This is a genomic window from Glutamicibacter uratoxydans, from assembly GCF_050753455.1.
Taxonomy (GTDB): Bacteria; Actinomycetota; Actinomycetes; order Actinomycetales; family Micrococcaceae; genus Glutamicibacter; species Glutamicibacter uratoxydans_A.
This window is the reverse complement of the sequence record NZ_CP192736.1, coordinates 496477-511950: the sequence shown is the minus strand read 5'-3', so window position 1 is coordinate 511950 and position 15474 is coordinate 496477. Positions and strand designations below refer to the sequence as shown.

General features: G+C 56.3%; 14 protein-coding genes and 3 tRNA genes. 7 read left to right on the top strand and 10 right to left on the bottom strand.

Annotated elements, in window-relative coordinates:
* Nucleotides 1-126: 126 nt before the first annotated feature.
* The 3 genes from ACQQZ8_RS02515 to ACQQZ8_RS02505 form a co-directional block, all read right to left on the bottom strand.
* Nucleotides 127-873: a phosphoglyceromutase gene (locus ACQQZ8_RS02515; RefSeq protein ID WP_431711151.1), complete on the bottom strand. Its 747-nt coding sequence runs from the start codon at nucleotides 871-873 to the stop codon at nucleotides 127-129.
* 99 nt (nucleotides 874-972) lie between these two features.
* Nucleotides 973-1290, bottom strand: coding sequence for a DUF2516 family protein (locus ACQQZ8_RS02510; RefSeq protein ID WP_431711150.1), 318 nt, complete (start codon nucleotides 1288-1290; stop codon nucleotides 973-975).
* A gap of 73 nt (nucleotides 1291-1363) precedes the next feature.
* On the bottom strand, nucleotides 1364-2527 hold the full coding sequence (locus tag ACQQZ8_RS02505) for a trans-sulfuration enzyme family protein (protein ID WP_431711149.1): 1164 nt from the start codon (nucleotides 2525-2527) through the stop codon (nucleotides 1364-1366).
* Between the two features lie 155 nt (nucleotides 2528-2682).
* Between ACQQZ8_RS02505 and tmk the strand changes: the two genes are divergently transcribed.
* The 4 genes from tmk (at nucleotide 2683) to ACQQZ8_RS02485 (ending at nucleotide 6192) form a co-directional block, all read left to right on the top strand.
* The gene (gene tmk / locus ACQQZ8_RS02500) at nucleotides 2683-3330 is read left to right on the top strand and encodes a dTMP kinase (RefSeq protein WP_431712114.1); all 648 of its coding nucleotides are present in this window, start codon (nucleotides 2683-2685) and stop codon (nucleotides 3328-3330) included.
* Entirely contained in the window at nucleotides 3330-4481 is a 1152-nt protein-coding gene (locus tag ACQQZ8_RS02495) for a DNA polymerase III subunit delta' (RefSeq protein WP_431711148.1), read from the top strand. The genes tmk and ACQQZ8_RS02495 overlap by 1 nt, the downstream gene beginning before the upstream one ends.
* Before the next feature lie 43 nt (nucleotides 4482-4524).
* A complete protein-coding gene (locus tag ACQQZ8_RS02490) occupies nucleotides 4525-6039 on the top strand; it encodes an alpha/beta hydrolase (protein ID WP_431711147.1) in 1515 nt (504 codons plus the stop codon).
* A gap of 81 nt (nucleotides 6040-6120) precedes the next feature.
* Nucleotides 6121-6192: transfer RNA gene (locus ACQQZ8_RS02485), tRNA-Thr, on the top strand.
* 111 nt (nucleotides 6193-6303) lie between these two features.
* On the opposite strand, the gene ACQQZ8_RS02480 is transcribed toward ACQQZ8_RS02485, so the two are convergent.
* The 4 genes from ACQQZ8_RS02480 to ACQQZ8_RS02465 all read right to left on the bottom strand — a co-directional run bounded on the left by ACQQZ8_RS02480 (nucleotide 6304) and on the right by ACQQZ8_RS02465 (nucleotide 9440).
* Nucleotides 6304-6792 (bottom strand): hypothetical protein, encoded by a 489-nt coding sequence (locus ACQQZ8_RS02480; protein ID WP_431711146.1) that lies wholly within the window; start codon nucleotides 6790-6792, stop codon nucleotides 6304-6306.
* Between the two features lie 135 nt (nucleotides 6793-6927).
* Nucleotides 6928-7770 carry an aldo/keto reductase gene (locus ACQQZ8_RS02475; protein WP_431711145.1) on the bottom strand — a complete coding sequence of 281 codons (843 nt, stop codon included), beginning with the start codon at nucleotides 7768-7770 and terminating at the stop codon, nucleotides 6928-6930.
* 46 nt (nucleotides 7771-7816) lie between these two features.
* Complete coding sequence (locus ACQQZ8_RS02470) at nucleotides 7817-8269, bottom strand: hypothetical protein (RefSeq protein WP_431711144.1); 453 nt, start codon at nucleotides 8267-8269, stop codon at nucleotides 7817-7819.
* A 190-nt stretch (nucleotides 8270-8459) separates the two neighbouring features.
* Entirely contained in the window at nucleotides 8460-9440 is a 981-nt protein-coding gene (locus ACQQZ8_RS02465; RefSeq protein WP_431712113.1) for an NAD(P)H-quinone oxidoreductase, read from the bottom strand.
* 62 nt (nucleotides 9441-9502) lie between these two features.
* Here ACQQZ8_RS02465 and ACQQZ8_RS02460 point away from each other — a divergent pair.
* Nucleotides 9503-9590: transfer RNA gene (locus ACQQZ8_RS02460), tRNA-Ser, on the top strand.
* Between the two features lie 49 nt (nucleotides 9591-9639).
* Here ACQQZ8_RS02460 and ACQQZ8_RS02455 read toward each other — a convergent pair.
* On the bottom strand, nucleotides 9640-11694 hold the full coding sequence (locus tag ACQQZ8_RS02455; protein ID WP_431711143.1) for an FAD/NAD(P)-binding protein: 2055 nt from the start codon (nucleotides 11692-11694) through the stop codon (nucleotides 9640-9642).
* A 38-nt stretch (nucleotides 11695-11732) separates the two neighbouring features.
* On the opposite strand from ACQQZ8_RS02455, the gene ACQQZ8_RS02450 reads away from it, so the two are divergent.
* Together ACQQZ8_RS02450 and ACQQZ8_RS02445 are read left to right on the top strand one after the other, a co-directional pair.
* Nucleotides 11733-13829, top strand: coding sequence for a prolyl oligopeptidase family serine peptidase (locus ACQQZ8_RS02450; RefSeq protein WP_431711142.1), 2097 nt, complete (start codon nucleotides 11733-11735; stop codon nucleotides 13827-13829).
* 64 nt (nucleotides 13830-13893) lie between these two features.
* Nucleotides 13894-13985: transfer RNA gene (locus ACQQZ8_RS02445), tRNA-Ser, on the top strand.
* A gap of 170 nt (nucleotides 13986-14155) precedes the next feature.
* Here ACQQZ8_RS02445 and ACQQZ8_RS02440 read toward each other — a convergent pair.
* Together ACQQZ8_RS02440 and ACQQZ8_RS02435 are read right to left on the bottom strand one after the other, a co-directional pair.
* Entirely contained in the window at nucleotides 14156-14347 is a 192-nt protein-coding gene (locus ACQQZ8_RS02440; protein ID WP_431711141.1) for a CsbD family protein, read from the bottom strand.
* A gap of 144 nt (nucleotides 14348-14491) precedes the next feature.
* Nucleotides 14492-15463 carry a hypothetical protein gene (locus ACQQZ8_RS02435; RefSeq protein ID WP_431711140.1) on the bottom strand — a complete coding sequence of 324 codons (972 nt, stop codon included), beginning with the start codon at nucleotides 15461-15463 and terminating at the stop codon, nucleotides 14492-14494.
* Between the last annotated feature and the right edge of the window lie 11 nt (nucleotides 15464-15474).

Here is a 15474-nt window from a genome sequence, read left to right as displayed (position 1 = left end):
CGAATGTCGGGGTTTCGCTCTGAGCCGCCAAGCGGACTTCGTCACAGTTCGCAGGAAAAACGAAACACACCACGTCAGAACCACTTTAAGGGGTTTGCGACGTGGTGTGTCTTCGGAGATAAATTTCTACTTGCGACCTTGGTTTGCTACGGCCTTAATGGCGTCAGCAGCGGCTTCCGGATCAAGGTAGGTACCGCCGGCGCTCACTGGCTTGAAGTTTTCATCCAGTTCGTAGACCAGCGGAATACCCGTGGGGATATTTAGCGCCGCAATATCTGCATCGCTGATTCCATCCAGATGCTTAACCAACGCGCGCAGGGAGTTACCATGGGCGGTGACCAGTACGGTCTTCCCCGCACTCAGGTCTGGCTTGATGCTGTTTTCCCAGTAAGGGAGCAGTCGTTCCAGAACATCCTTGAGGCATTCGGTGCGTGGTGCCTCGTCACCCAGTTCCGCATAGCGTTCGTCACCGATCTGGCTGAACTCCGAATCATCGGCCAGTACCGGTGGCGGGGTGTCATAGCTCCGACGCCATTCCATAAACTGCTCTTCGCCGAACTCGGCGAGAGTCTGGGCCTTATCCTTGCCCTGCAACGCACCATAGTGACGCTCATTGAGCCTCCAGCTACGGTTCACTGGAATCCACGGGCGACCGGCCGATTCCAAGGCTAGATTAGCGGTGATAATGGCACGGGTCAGTAACGAAGTGTGCAGCACGTCGGGCTTGTAACCAGCCTCGGTCAGCAAACGCCCGCCACGCACTGCTTCGGCACGGCCCTTTTCGGTCAAGGAAACGTCATACCATCCGGTAAAGAGGTTTTTTTCGTTCCACTCGCTCTGGCCGTGGCGCAACAAAATCAAAGTATGGCTCATGATTTCCATCCTAGCGTTGCCCACTATCGCAGCTCACTTTCATTGCACGATCATGGCGCATATTGCGGCACGATCGCGCTATTCAGCGCGCCGGCTGGTCTAGTAGTTGTACCAGTTACCGCCGCGTCCAGACAGCGCCGGACGCACGTCGGCTAAGTAGACGCAGCAGATGCAGGCGGCAATCAGTTGCAAGAAACCGCCGCTGAAGGCTGAGGCGTTAGGGATTGCCGAGAGCACTGCGATAAACGCACTCACTCCGGTCATCCCCAACCAAAACCCTTTGGTGCGCTTGCCTTCGGCGAAGTATCGGTCGGCGGGATGCCGCACCGCATCAATCACTGCCCACACCGCTAAGACGGCGATAACCACTGACAGTGCATACATCAGAAAGAATTCGATGGTGAACGCAAGTTGCATATTTCCAGCCTACCTGCACGGACTGCTCGCGCGTTGCTTTACCTCATAAGCAACGCTATTTGATGACCGGGCATTACCCTTCAAGTACCGCCAACGCTTGGGCTAGGTCCCACCAAAGGTCTTCGACATCCTCGATCCCCACCGCTAGCCGAATTAGATTCTGTGGAACGCTTGGTGGTTCCGAGGCGTGCCGGGCGCGACGTTCGGCTAAAGTTTCCACCCCGCCCAACGAGGTAGCCGGGGTGATCAGTTCCAGGGCGGCAATCACCCGATCGGCATCGCTAGCACTTTGGCCAGCCGCAAAGGCAATGACTGAACCAAAGCCGCTCATTTGAGCCGCCGCGCGCTCATGACCAGGGTCTTCTGGCAGTCCCGGATAGCGCACGTCAGCAACAGCCGGATGCGCAGCCAGTTTGCGAGCCAGCTGGCCAGCATTGTTTTGGGCCCGCTCCAGACGTACGGAGAGGGTGCGCATGCCTCGCAAAGCTAGAAAGACATCCATCGGTGAAGCGATGGCTCCGTGCAGGGTCCGGTAGCCGTGTAGCTGTTCATGCAAGGCGGTGTCTGAAGTTACTACGGCTCCAAGAATCACATCCGAGTGGCCGGACAACGTCTTAGTCACCGAATGAACCACCACGTCCGCTCCGTACTCAAGCGGTTGTTGCAACAACGGGGTGGCGAAAGTATTGTCTACCAAACTCAGCACCCCGCGCTGCGCAGTGGCCCGCAGAATGGCCCGAAGATCGGCGACCTCCAGCATCGGGTTGGTCGGGGATTCCAGCCACAACGCGTCAGCGCTCGCTAAGGCCTCGAGCGTTGCCGCGGTATCGGCGATATCAACCGGACGGGCACGAAGCACCCCCGCGTTCTCCAGTTCCGCTACTAGCGACAACGACCCGTTGTAGGAGTGGCGGGGTAAGACTAAGGTGCCACCACGGGGAACTAAGCTGAGCGCCGCAGCAATGGCCGCCATCCCGGAGGAGAACACCAAGGCTGGAAGAGCAGCCTTCTCCAGTTGCCCGAGCAGCCCTTCGAACCCATCCCAGCTGGGGTTGGAGAACCGTGCGTACACCCGATCATCGGACGTGGCAACGGCCTGTGAATGGAAAGTTGAAGTGAAGGTGACCGGATGGTTGACCGGGGCGTTTGGTTGCCCGTGGGGACGGGCTCCGGCCACCGCGAGCGTATGGGCGCTGAACTGACGGTCGGGCTGGCTGTGCTGTCCTTCATGGCTCATAGTTTCAACATTACGCCCGGCGCTAAAGCATTCGGTATCCGCGTTTCTGCATATTTCGCCAAGAGATCGGCCCATCGCACAGGTCACGGTTTGTTCACACTCTGGTCGTGCCGTCAGGAACGGACACAGAACTTCGTTAGGCTAGTCGAGTGAGTATGCAGTCCTCTTCCCTCCCCCGTGGCCTGTTCATTGCCTTCGAAGGCGGTGACGGGGCTGGTAAGTCAACCCAATTGCGGCTGTTGCGTGAGGCTTTACAGGGTCATGGCGATCGAGTCGTCACCACGCGGGAGCCCGGTGGTACTGAAATTGGTGAGAAGTTGCGCGCGCTAGTACTCGAGCACGGCCACGGCCAGATCGATGCCCGCACGGAAGCGCTGATGTATGCCGCGGCTCGCGCCGCTCACGTAGCCCAGTTCATTAGCCCACAGCTGACTCAAGGTACTCACGTGGTTTCTGATCGTTTCGTCGATTCTTCGCTGGCCTATCAGGGAGTTGGGCGAGCGCTGGGTATTGATCAGGTCGCTGCCATCAATAACTTCGCTACCGACTCACTCCGCCCGGATCTGACTATTTTGTTAGATATCTCGGCCGCAGATGGCCGGTCCCGCCGCATCGCCGGAAGTGGTGGTATTGAAGTGTCGGATCGGCTGGAATCCGAACCGGATGAGTTTCACGAGCGTATCCGTCAAGCCTTCCTCACCCTAGCCAAGGCCGAGCCAGAACGTTACCTGGTCCTCGACGCTAATCAGCCGGCCCAGGAGCTACACTCGCAGATCATGGACCGGCTCCAGGCGGTGTTGTGATGCGCCCGGTATTCGACCAATTGGCCGGTCAACACCGCGTCATCCAAGCATTAGAACGCGAGCTTTCCCACGGCAACCCCACTCACGCCTGGTTGTTTACCGGACCGCCGGGTTCCGGGCGAACCACCGCAGCCCGCGCTTTTGCCGCGGCCTTGCAATGCCGGGAGAATCCCGCTGGTTGCGGTGAATGTAAGCCCTGTTTACAAGTTCTCTCTGGCGCACATCCGGACGTCGCTTTTGTCTCCACCAATAAAGTCGCATATCAAATCGAAGATGTTCGTCAGCTGATTACCCGTGCGCAGGAACGCGCAGGATCCGGCCAGTGGCGCATCATCATTATTGAGGATGCCGACCGGATGACCGAACGCACCACGAACGTCCTACTCAAAGCCATTGAGGAACCACCCGAACGAACCCTATGGTTTCTTTGCGCGCCCTCTCCAGCTGATGTTTTGGTCACGATTCGCTCGCGGTGCCGTTCGGTCAATTTGGCCATCCCTGCGGTCAGCGAAGTCGCCGAATTATTGATGCGCCGTGACGGGCTGACTGAAGAGCAGGCACATTTCGCGGCCCGGGTTTCACAGTCACACATCGGTGTGGCACGCATGCTGGCCCGCGACGAACAGGCCCGGACCCGTCGCGAGAAGATCGTCACCCTGCCTTTACGACTCAGTACCCTGCCCCAGGCGATGGCTGCCGCAGCAGAAATCGTCACGCTGGCTAACGAACACGCTGAGTCCACCACCGGGGCGACGCAAGCCGAGCGCACCTCCGCACTACGCCATGCCAACGGATTGACGGAGGAGGAGAATATCCCCGCCGGTCTGCGCGGTGCGTTCAAGGCCATCGAAGAAGATGCCAAACGCTTTGCCCGGCGTGCCACTTTCGACTCCTTGGATCGCACGCTCATCGACCTGGCGACATTTTTCCGTGATGTGCTGACCATTCAGTTAGGTGCCGGTTCCGAGCTGATCAACGAGCATCGCCGGCATGAGATCGAGCAATATGCGCAATCGCAGAGCAGCGAGAAGAGCCTGCATCAGATCGATGCCATTAATTCAACCCGTCGTCGACTCGCATCCAATGTCACCCCATTGCTAGCCATGGAAGCACTGATGTCCACGTTGCTGCAGCAGCCAGGCAGACGATAAATTACCGTGCCCCAGCGCCTACTCATTTTCTAAGGAGTCACACGTGACACTTCGTCCTAGCCACCGCCGGTGGCTTCCCGCCACTGCTAGCGTTGCGATCCTTGGGTTGATGCTCACCGGTTGCTCCACCGAGCCCACGCCGGAACCCACCGAAAGCTCGACGCTCAGCACCGGTCTGGAACCCTACTATGAGCAGGAACTTGTTTGGGACTCATGCGGCAGCATCGTTGAGTGCGCGACGCTCACCGTGCCCTTAGACTACTCACAACCTGAGTCTCAAAGCATTGAATTGGCGTTAAACCGTCGGGCAGCAGCCAGTAGCGAGAAGAACCTGCTGGTCAACCCGGGCGGGCCAGGTGGTTCGGGAATTGATCTGGTCGCATCCTCAGTCCCACTAATGTTTAGCGAAGAGCTTCAAGACGAGTACAACGTCATTGGGTTTGATCCACGCGGTGTGGGACAAAGTTCCCCCATCAACTGCCTGAGCGATGCCGAACGCGATGCCAGCCGTCAAGAGAATCTGCGTTCCTGGGTCGAGGAAGACCGCGAGCAGATCCGTGAGGAAAGCACCAAGTACGCGCAATCCTGTCTGGAAAATACTGGTGAATTACTCGGCCATGTCGACACCGTGTCAGCCGCGAAGGACATGGACATTATCCGGGCGGTATTAGGTGATCAGCAGCTAAACTACTTGGGATATTCCTACGGAACTTATCTCGGGGCCACCTATGCCGATCTCTTCCCGAGCAAAACCGGACGCTTCGTCCTTGATGGCGCACTGGATCCGAAGAGCACCGCCAGTCAGATTGATCAAGCCCAAGCCATCGGTTTCGAGGGCGAAATCACTGCATGGCTAACGGATTGCCTCGCCACCGAGGGCTGCCCCTTTACCGGGACCGTTGAGGACGCACGCGATCAATTGCACGAGTTCCTCGGATCGCTCGAAGAGCAGCCGTTGGAATCCAGCGATGGCCGGATGGTCCCGATCATCGATTTCATCAACGGATTCATTGTCCCGCTCTATGACAATGCGTCTTGGCCCTTGCTCAGTAGTGCCATGGCCGACGCTATGGATGGGAACGTCGACATGATTCTGATGTTTGCGGATCTCACCGCCGATCGTCAGGCCGATGGTAGCTATGGTTCAAACTCTTCCGAAGCTTTCGGCGCGATTAACTGTTTGGACCGCCCCATGGATGCAGCTCAAGCCCGGATGGATGCCGAGGCTCAAGAGCTTCAACGAGTGGCACCAACTTTGGGCAAGTACCTGTCCTACGGTGCGTTGGGTTGCGAAAACTGGGCGTTTGACGCCACTGGACGCCCGGGTGAGTTGAACGCTGATGGTGCTGGCGACATTTTGGTCATCGGAACCACCGGAGATCCTGCCACCCCTTATCAGTGGTCTGAGTCCTTGGCTGAACAGCTCGAAGGTGGAGTATTGCTCACCTACGAAGGCCACGGTCACACTGCCTATGGACGGTCAAATGAATGCATCACTGCGGCCGTGGACGGTTATTTGATTGATGGCGAAATGCCGGCCGAAGACACCCGCTGTTGATTTTCTGAGATCTTATGACCGTGCGTTTTGACGTGGATCGAACGACTCGGATAAAGTAACTTGGTGCCCTAGTGGTATCAGGCCTCCTTAGCTCAGGGGTAGAGCAGCTCCCTCGTAAAGAGCAGGTCGGCGGTTCAAATCCGCCAGGGGGCTCTGGGACGAAGAACCCCGGTATCGTGTTTTCTCACGATCCCGGGGTTCTTCCGTGTTCAGGGACACGCAATACAGCATGCATCTGCATGTGAAGCTGCACAATGCGATGAGTCACCGGGATGGAGTGGGGTACGCCCCTTCAGTGTTCGGCCCGTACAGGACTGCCACAGCTGCGAGAATTCCTTGATAGTTTTCTTCAGCGGAGGGTGCTTTACTATTTATTCGCGCATACACTTCGGTACTGAGTTCAGCCCAAAAATTCTTGGAATTTTGTTGCGGCTGAAAGTGCCATTGCAACTCTAAGAAATTTTTTGCATAGCTCACCCCGTGGGTATCTTCCACATAGGACTGGAGAGCTTCATCGATTACATCCCGATATTCACTATGGGGAGCAACTCGCCTAATCCGAACGATCTTCGAGAGATACCCAGACTCCTGCAAAGCAATCAAAGTCAGGTAGCCCCACCCGTTTTCGCTGGCTTCTTCCCAACCAACCGGAGCCTGTCCAACCTCGGATATCTCGCTTATTGGCAATGTTTTCATAGCGACAGGGTACCCAACTTGTTCAGCATTTTTAGACAACTGCTGAAAGGTTTCCAACCGGCACCTAATTTCCGAACCGGTGCTAATCATGAGATTGTCAGTAGCCGACAAGTTCAATAGGCCAGCAGAGACAGTAAAACCCCCAGGTTCTGCCATTCAAACGGACTGAATCTGGGGGCTTACGCCACGGTTTTAGGCGAAATCCGCGGTTGCTGGATCCGCAGAGATACGTCCTGCTTCACCACGGTCGAGACCGGCAATACGCATTAAGTCCTCCTCGTCGAGCTTCAGCTCCACGGATGCAAGGTTTTCGGCGATCCGCGACTCGGTGACCGATTTGGGGATAACGATATTGCCCAAGGCCAGGTGCCACGCGATGGTCACCTGTGCGACGCTCGCTTGGTGCTTCTTAGCGATATCCAACAGCACTGGATCTTGCAGTAGTTCGCCACCTTGGCCCAGCGGGGACCACGACTGGTGCAAGATGCCACGTTCGCGTTCATACTCACGCAGCTCATGCTGTGGGAAGTAGGGGTGGGTTTCAACTTGGTTCAATACCGGGCGCACTCCGGTAGCTTCGTAGAGTTCTTCAAGTGCTTCAACGGTGAAGTTAGCGACCCCAATCGAACGTGCACGACCGGACTTCTGTAACTCGATCAGGGCTTTCCAGGTGTCCACGTACTGCTTACGCAACGGCTGCAACCAATGGATCAGGTACAAATCAACATAATCGGTACCAAGCTTCTGCAGTGAGTCCTCGAACGCGGCTAAAGTCTTTTCGTAGCCTTGTTCCGAATTCCACACCTTGGTCGTGATAAAGATGTCCGAGCGCTGTAGGCCGGAGGCGGCCACGGCCCGGCCAACGCCTTCTTCGTTGCCATAGATCGCTGCGGTATCAATATGCCGGTACCCGGCTTTTAACGCGCTGGCAACTACTGATTCGACCTGTTCGTTCGGCACACGCCAGACTCCTAAGCCCAGCTGATCGATGGTGTTTCCGTCGTGAAAAGTTACTTGAGGGACAGTTTTAGTCATAACCACAATTTAGTCTGAAACACTTGCTTAGGAAAAATGCGGGGGTCTAAATCGTGCTCTCTTTCAGTGCCCGCTCAGCATTTTCAATTCCTTCAACGACGATACGAACCCGTGAATCCACCGCAAAGTTACTGACGTCCTGCCCCGCCTCGGCTTGCATTCGGGTCATGGCGAAAACCTGGGCTGTAGTTGCCAAGTCATTGGCTGCTTTTGTCAGCGCCCGGTGGACATTAAAGGTCAGTTCGGGAATGAACTCTTCACTACTCGGGGTCAGCTTCTGCGCTTCCGCACAAATCTGTTGTACCCGGGGCATGAGATCAGCCAGGTCGTTTGCGTAGGCCATGAGACGGTTGTGCAACTGATCGTCAGCGATCCCCTCTAAGACTTGGAATACCCGGTCTAGGGATCGATTGAAGCGATCATGGGCTCGCCGCCAAACCCCTTGGCCAAGGAGACGATTCGCTGCATGAGATTTTCGCAGCCGAGAGAAGAATGCCATGAATTCTGTTTCGCTTTCCTGACGTATCGTGCGTCATTAACACTACCTGCGCGAACTCGTAGCACACGACAAAGCGCCAACCCGAGGAAACTTAAGCTAACGTTTCCACGCGCTGGCATCCGGTGGAAGCAACACTTCATTTCAACAGCCGGATGATGAGCTGATGCGAGCATCAGTAGATTGAGTGCGCTTAGCCAATTTCAACCACGATTTTTCCCTTGTGGCTTCCCGAGTCAAAGTATTCGTGGGCCTCGCGCACAGATTCAAAGTCGAAAACTTTCTCAACATTCAGCTCCAACGCGTTCCCTTCCAAGAGCGGGATAACTCGTTGTACCGTCCGAGCGACGATTCCCGCTTTCTCCTCTAGCGGCCGCGCCCGCAAAGTGGTGGCAATAATCCGTAACCGCTTAGTCAGCATCAACCCCAGATCGGCCTCAGCCTTGCGTCCACCCTGCAATCCGATAATGACCAGTTTTCCGCCGGTACGCAATGCTTTGAGATTCAGGCTCAAGTATTTTGCCCCAACTACGTCAAGAATCAGGTCCACGCCCTGATTTTCAGTCAGTTTACGGACTTCTTCCAGCACATCGGTCTCGCGGTAGTTGATCCCGGCATCGGCTCCCAAGCTCCGACAATACTCAAGTTTTTCTTGGCTCGATGCCGTAACCAGCACCCGGGCCCCAGCGGCCTTCGCTAGCTGGATGGCCATGGAACCGATGCCTCCGGCACCGCCATGAATCAGAATGGTTTGTCCCTCGACCAGTTCACCTTGATCAAAGATATTCGAAACCACTGTTGCGCTGACTTCTGGAAGACCAGCGGCTTGCGTCAAGCTAAGACTCTTCGGCACAGGAAACAACAACGACGCGGGTACCGCCACATACTGGGCGTATCCCCCGGAAGCAAGTAACGCCGCAACCGGCTCCCCCATCTGCCAATCGGTCACATCGGCACCAAGGGCCTCAATGGTTCCGGCAACTTCGAGTCCGGGTATGTCACTAGCTCCAGGAGGCGGCGGGTACACACCATTGCGTTGCTGGACGTCAGCACGGTTCAAACCAAAGGCCGCCACTTTGATGAGCACTTCATTGGCCGCGGGTTCAGGCCGTTCGCGTTGAACTTTCTCTAAAACCTCCGGTCCCCCGGCTTCCGAATAAACATAGGCTTCCATGTTGTGTTTCACAGTTCTCGATTCCTTTCCGATGCTACCGATAGCGTATACTCGTTCGGGTTGGATGGTTGTCCGAGCGGCCGAAGGAGCTGGTCTTGAAAACCAGTAGGCGGTAACCCCGTCTCAAGGGTTCAAATCCCTTACCATCCGCGTTTGACTAGGGCAGGAGCTTTATGGCTCCTGCCCTAGTTTTTTTGATTTAGCCGTAATCTGGCCCGGCACCGGCTCCCGGTATGACGCCCTGTTGCGACTGGGACAAAGTGAGCGGGGAAAGCCCCAGCCCGCTGAGCCGGGCGATCTCGTTGACGATTAAGTGTGCGTCGAATAGTGTGCGCGCTGCGGGTGCTTCCACATCACCGGCCTGCGCAGCGATCGCGGTCCCCCATTGAACAGAGGACAATTGCAAACCCAATACGAAGATCCCTCGGTGAGCAAGGCCGTCTCCATCCACTAAACGGTACGGCTCGCCCAAGACATCGAAGCCCGATCCAGGGATTTCTTCCCCTTCCGCATTGCGCCAGTGAAAGACTCGCGCCACTTTCTCTTCCAAGAGCTGGTGGATCAGCACGCTACTATTCTGCAATACACGGTTTGCGGGCATCATGGCTTCACAAAGCACCGTAGCCGTGTAACTCTCAGTGTCGACCCACGGTGAGGAGACACTGAAGGTACCGGCGAGCGCGTCAAAATCGAACACTGGATCGGGTCCGATGAAATTCATAATCCCGGCTCGCGACAGGGCTAGTAACTGTTCGATGCGTTCCAATGGGGGACCGGAGGACAGTCCTTCCACGAGCGGTTCGAAGCGGCCTTGAATCTCTTCGATGCGAGATTGTTGTTCCACCAGCCCTCTGGCTATCAAATCCTTCACCAGCATTCGCCCGGCGTTCATGGTCATGATCGCCCGTCCAAGCGGGTCGGCACTGCCGCGGGCACTGCTCTGCGCGTTATGCACCAAGTAGTCCCGCACCGCTTGCTGATATTTCTCGTGGGATACAAATCCGATTTCAGCGAACGGGTGAGCTAGGGCCGGAACGTCCAACCATTGAATCATGGGGAATCCGCTAATGAAGTCGCGCAGAGTCGCCAACCAAACTTGCACCCCTTCGTGGTGCTCGGCGTCGAGGATTTCCGCAACACGGCCGGTGAACTCGGTAGCTGATATGGGAAGCTGCTCGGCAATGTCGATAGCACACTGCTGGTAGTAGGCCCAGAGGATGTCGCGATGCAGTTGTGGCCAAATATCGCGGCTGAAATTCAGCGCCGCCAGAGGGTTGCGGGTGCGGGCCTCGGCAACTTGCTGCATCAGTTGTTCGGATTCCAGATACGACAGGGTGATGTCCGGCGCGATAAAGCTCTCGCTTACCGGTTTGCCCCAGTACGGGGTGCCGCGACGAGAGGCCGCAACAAGTTCGGGTTCTCGACCCGAAGGAACATACTCGTAGCGGTGCCCAGGCTCGTCATTCACTTCCCGGAACTCCCCGCCGCGCCCAAGGGTCAGTTCAGCCATCGCATCAAAGAAGTTGAGACCCATTCCACGGAACAGGGCTGGTTTCCCGGCTTTGAACCGGGTGTAGTCCACATCCAGCGGAATACTTGGGCGGATGTAAGTTGCTGCCGCCTGTTCGGCTTGTTCGTCGAGAATCCGCTGTTGCGGGTTCAGCTCGGATTCTTGGTGTCCTAGCGCTAGCACCACGGCATCAACGTGCAGGGTCTCTTCGGGTACTTCACCGTGCAGCTGATAACTGAGCGTGTATCCGGTGGACTCTGGTCTGATTGCCTGAACAAGCGCGGGATAGAAAGTGTATTGGACGTCCTGGTGAGCTTCCAAGACGGCTGCACACCGGTCATAGACGTGTTCTAGATAGCGTCCGTAGAGTGCCCTGCTGGGGAACGACCCGGGACGTACTGCTTCAAGTTCTTCACGTTGTGAACTGCTGAGCGTGGCACCATCTCCTGACAGTTGCGCAAATTGCATAAAACTCAGCCCGGGTTCGTCGGTTACACGTTCGGGAGCCACCGTGGGGAAGGAGGCGGGCGTGTTCATCCAAAAATTTGTTGATTGCTCGGAGTCCCATACATGCCCCGACCCTGGTCGGTAAGTATCGAAGACGCTGATCACCAAGGTGGTGTTGAGTCTCTGAGTTTTGTGCACCAAGCTGGCTAGTCGCTCAATTGTGCTGGTACCGCGCGGCCCAGCCCCAACAATGGCTAGATGGAAGCGCTCGGGTGTAGAAGACGTAGGTTTACTCACCTTCTAGATTATTCCTGATCCACCCTAGACTGGGGCACATGGACGTTACTTCGAAGCATCCCCAGCCCGCGGTCACCGTCGATCCTTATGAGTGGTTGGAGGGTATCCATGATCCCGAAGCCTTGGCTTGGGTGCGTGAGCAGAATACGCGCACCGAAGCGGAGCTGCATGATCAAGGGTTTGAACAGACCGTGCAAGATATCCGCGAGGTTCTTGATGCCCAGGATAAAATCCCGATGGTTACCAAACGCGGGGAGTACTACTACAATTTTTGGCGCGATGCCGATCATCGTCTAGGTCTCTGGCGTCGCACCGACTGGGACTCTTATTGCAGTGACACCCCCAACTGGGAAGTACTCATAGATTTTGATCAGTACGCCGTCGTGCACGGCAACGACTGGCATTTCGCCGGGGCGCGGCTTTTGCGTCCGGCCGCCGGCGAGGACTACCGCCGTGCACTCATTCGACTCAGCCCCGACGGTGGCGATCAGGTCGCCGTGCGCGAATTTGATCTGCAAACTTTAGAATTTGTGTCATCGGGGTTTGAGCTACCGGTAGGAAAAACCGTGGTGTCCTGGGAGAACGAAGACAACTTATTGGTGGCGATTGCGACCAATGAACAGGACACCACTCGGTCGACCTATGCGCGCTGCACCAGACGGCTCAAGCGCGGACAGACGTTGGACCAGGCCGAGGTGATCTTCGAAGTGGATGCCGAACATGTCGGCGGATGGGCACACTTTGACTCAACCCCCGGATTTGAACGGGTGGTGACCTTAGATGCCATTGACTTTTATAATTCACGTACCGGGGTGATTGTTGATGGCGTGCATTCGCCCATCGAGGCTCCAACCGATGTGCGCGTTCATCTGCACCGGCAGTATGTACTGTTTGCCCCACAAACCGATTGGCTGCATCAAGAGCAGGTGATACCAGCAGGCTCGTTAGCCATTGCCGAGCTCGCCAGTTTCCTCGCGGATGGAACTATCGAGCAGCTGGTTTTCGTACCCGATGCCCGAACCTCCTTAGAATCCTTTACGTTCACCGCCGGTCATCTGCTGTTGACAGTGTTGCAGGACGTTGTTAGTCAGGTACGTGTCCTTGACTTGGCGCCGGGGTTCCCAAGTGTGGAACTACCTGCGGCGGATGAACTACTTAGTATCTCGGTCGGCGCGGTAGATGATGAAGATCCTCAGGCTGGTGACGACTATTGGATGACGATCACCGGATTCACCCGCCCCACCACCCTCCTACGCGGTACCGTCGGTGCGGAGCTTGAGGTCATCAAATCCTCACCGGAACGTTTCGATGCCAGCGGTTTAGAAGTCACACAACACTTCGCCACCTCGACGGATGGCACCCGAGTCCCTTATTTTCAGGTGGCCGAGAAGGGTCTAGCGCTCGACGGGCAAAATCCGGTGCTAATGGATGGCTATGGTGGATTCCAAGCCAGCCTGACGCCAGCTTATTCTGCGGCGTTGGGTACCGGTTGGCTTAGCAGGCGTACCGTCGCAGGGCGACGGGCCGTCTACGTCTTGGCAAATATTCGTGGAGGCGGTGAATACGGCCCGGCCTGGCATCAGGCTGCACTGAAGCATAATCGTCACCGTGCCTACGAAGACTTTGCCGCAATCGCCGAAGACCTCGTGGCCCGTAAGGTCACCACTCGCGAACGATTGGGGGCCACCGGTCGTTCGAACGGAGGTCTACTGATGGGCAATATGATCACCGGCTATCCGCAGCTATTTGGCGCGATTTCTTGCGGTGTTCCGCTCCTGGATATGCAACGCTACACCCGGCTTTCGGCGGGGCATTCGTGGATCGCAGAGTACGGGGATCCTGACATTCCCGAAGAGTGGGAGTTTATCCGCACGTTCTCCCCGTTACACCGGTTAAGCGACGAACCACGACCGATTGGCGACTACCCTAAGTCGCTGATTTGGAGCACCACGACGGATGACCGAGTTGGACCCGTCCAAGCACGGAAAATGGCGGCCAAAATGCTGGATCTAGGGATTGAGAACACGCGCTATCACGAACCGGAAGATGGTGGTCATGCAGGGTCCACCGATAATCTGTCCACCGCTCGGATGCTGGCCACGAGTTATGAATTCCTATGGCGTGCATTACAGTGAGTCATCCTCGTTTTGTTTCCAGCCAGCAAGTTAGATAAGCTTTATTTTGCTGGAAACAGCGGATGGACACGTGCCAGAGCGGCCGAATGGACTTCACTGCTAATGAAGGGTCGGGGTTAAACTCGACCGGGGGTTCAAATCCCCCCGTGTCCGCCAAAAACCCCCTAGTTATCTAGGGGGTTTTTCGTTTCTCTCGGGTATTTCACCCCACCCATGTTCATCGCTACCGACCCGGGCTCTGAAATAATCCAGTGGCCAGTCGACGGTTTAAAAAACTGGAGCCAGAACCTTGAGGGGTTCTGGCTCCAGTGGCTTAATGCCTAATCCTATTTCAGGTCATCTCGCAGATCTCGGGCAGCGTCTTTAACGTCTTCGCCGGCCTTTTTGGCCTTCGCGGCCGCCTGATCCTTTAGACCTTCCGCTTCCAGCTTCTGATTGTCGGTGAGGTCACCGGCCTTCTCTTTGGCCTTACCGGAGAGGTCTTGGGCCTGATTCTTGATTTTGTCTCCGAGTCCCATGTTGTCACCTTTCGCTAGCGGTCACGCAAAGTTTTCGCGTGGCACATCGGTGATGCGCTGATATCTTCGACGCTATTGAGCCGAAGAACCAACTTCAACCGCTACCGCCGGACTCACACGGGGTTCCAAGCTTAAGCTCAGTTTTTAGTCTTCACGCTTGACGAACGAACGCAGCATGTTCTGCACAATATCCTGCGGCAGAGACGTGTGCCGCACAATAATCGCGCTCATAGTTTCCAGGTCAGTCTTGGCGATGGCCTCAAACAACTCTTCGCGTTCGGCCTCCGGCAGGTCCGCGGCGTCAAAATACACCGGTCCGTCCGGTCCTTGACCTTCGAATCGGAAATCGGCCACATTTCCGGAGCCCTCACCACCGGCCATTGGGGAGGTAGCGATCATGCGCTCCAGATCTTCGACGGGTAGCTTGGTGTGCTTATGCAACACCTGAGCCGCGCCCTCGGTATCACCGTCACGAAGCATCGAAAACAGCTGGTCATACTCGTTGGGTGGCAAATTTTCGCTCGAGAATTCGTGCTGCTCGCCTTCAAGTTCATAAGCCAGTTTGAAGTGGGTGGCGCTGGGCTGGTTGTCAGAACCGAACTTGTCTTTCCATTCGGTCGGCACTACCCAAGAGTCATCTGCTGGAAGCAACGATTCAATCTGACCGGTATCTACACGGTTCTCACCGGGCGAGACCTCGGGTTTTTCTTCTGGCTGTGCAGGCTCGGGCTGGCTCTGCGGAGTTTCAGTCTCCACCGACTGTGCGTCGAGCTTCTCGCGTAACGCGTCAAAGTCCTCGTCCACATTGCGTTCTTCGGTCGCAGAACCGGTTTGGGGGTAGGCTTCTAAGCTACGCACTGCGATGACGCAATCCTTAACGCTGGCCCCGGTCAGTGCTCGGTAATTTTGCACCGCACCCATCACATCGCCCTTAGCGAGGTTACGATAAATCGCTTTACGTGATTCCTCATCCAGGTTAGCGGCAGCTTCCTGCGCAGCTTCGCGACTGATCGCCTGCGAGATTTGCGCCATGTTGCGCTTGCGCACGGACTGGATCCAGAAAAACCCCGCGGTTAGAGCGACGGCGATGATAACGAGCCAGATGAGGAAATCCATACCTCCAGCGT

Bases quoted from the DNA above. Each gene is read 5' to 3' on its own strand.
- ACQQZ8_RS02515 (WP_431711151.1), bottom strand. From the start codon at position 873: ATGAGCCATACTTTGATTTTGTTGCGCCACGGCCAGAGCGAGTGGAAC.
- ACQQZ8_RS02510 (WP_431711150.1), bottom strand. From the start codon at position 1,290: ATGCAACTTGCGTTCACCATCGAATTCTTTCTGATGTATGCACTGTCA.
- ACQQZ8_RS02505 (WP_431711149.1), bottom strand. From the start codon at position 2,527: ATGAGCCATGAAGGACAGCACAGCCAGCCCGACCGTCAGTTCAGCGCC.
- tmk (WP_431712114.1), top strand. From the start codon at position 2,683: ATGCAGTCCTCTTCCCTCCCCCGTGGCCTGTTCATTGCCTTCGAAGGC.
- ACQQZ8_RS02495 (WP_431711148.1), top strand. From the start codon at position 3,330: ATGCGCCCGGTATTCGACCAATTGGCCGGTCAACACCGCGTCATCCAA.
- ACQQZ8_RS02475 (WP_431711145.1), bottom strand. From the start codon at position 7,770: ATGACTAAAACTGTCCCTCAAGTAACTTTTCACGACGGAAACACCATC.
- ACQQZ8_RS02470 (WP_431711144.1), bottom strand. From the start codon at position 8,269: ATGGCATTCTTCTCTCGGCTGCGAAAATCTCATGCAGCGAATCGTCTC.
- ACQQZ8_RS02465 (WP_431712113.1), bottom strand. From the start codon at position 9,440: ATGGAAGCCTATGTTTATTCGGAAGCCGGGGGACCGGAGGTTTTAGAG.
- ACQQZ8_RS02450 (WP_431711142.1), top strand. From the start codon at position 11,733: ATGGACGTTACTTCGAAGCATCCCCAGCCCGCGGTCACCGTCGATCCT.
- ACQQZ8_RS02440 (WP_431711141.1), bottom strand. From the start codon at position 14,347: ATGGGACTCGGAGACAAAATCAAGAATCAGGCCCAAGACCTCTCCGGT.
- ACQQZ8_RS02435 (WP_431711140.1), bottom strand. From the start codon at position 15,463: ATGGATTTCCTCATCTGGCTCGTTATCATCGCCGTCGCTCTAACCGCG.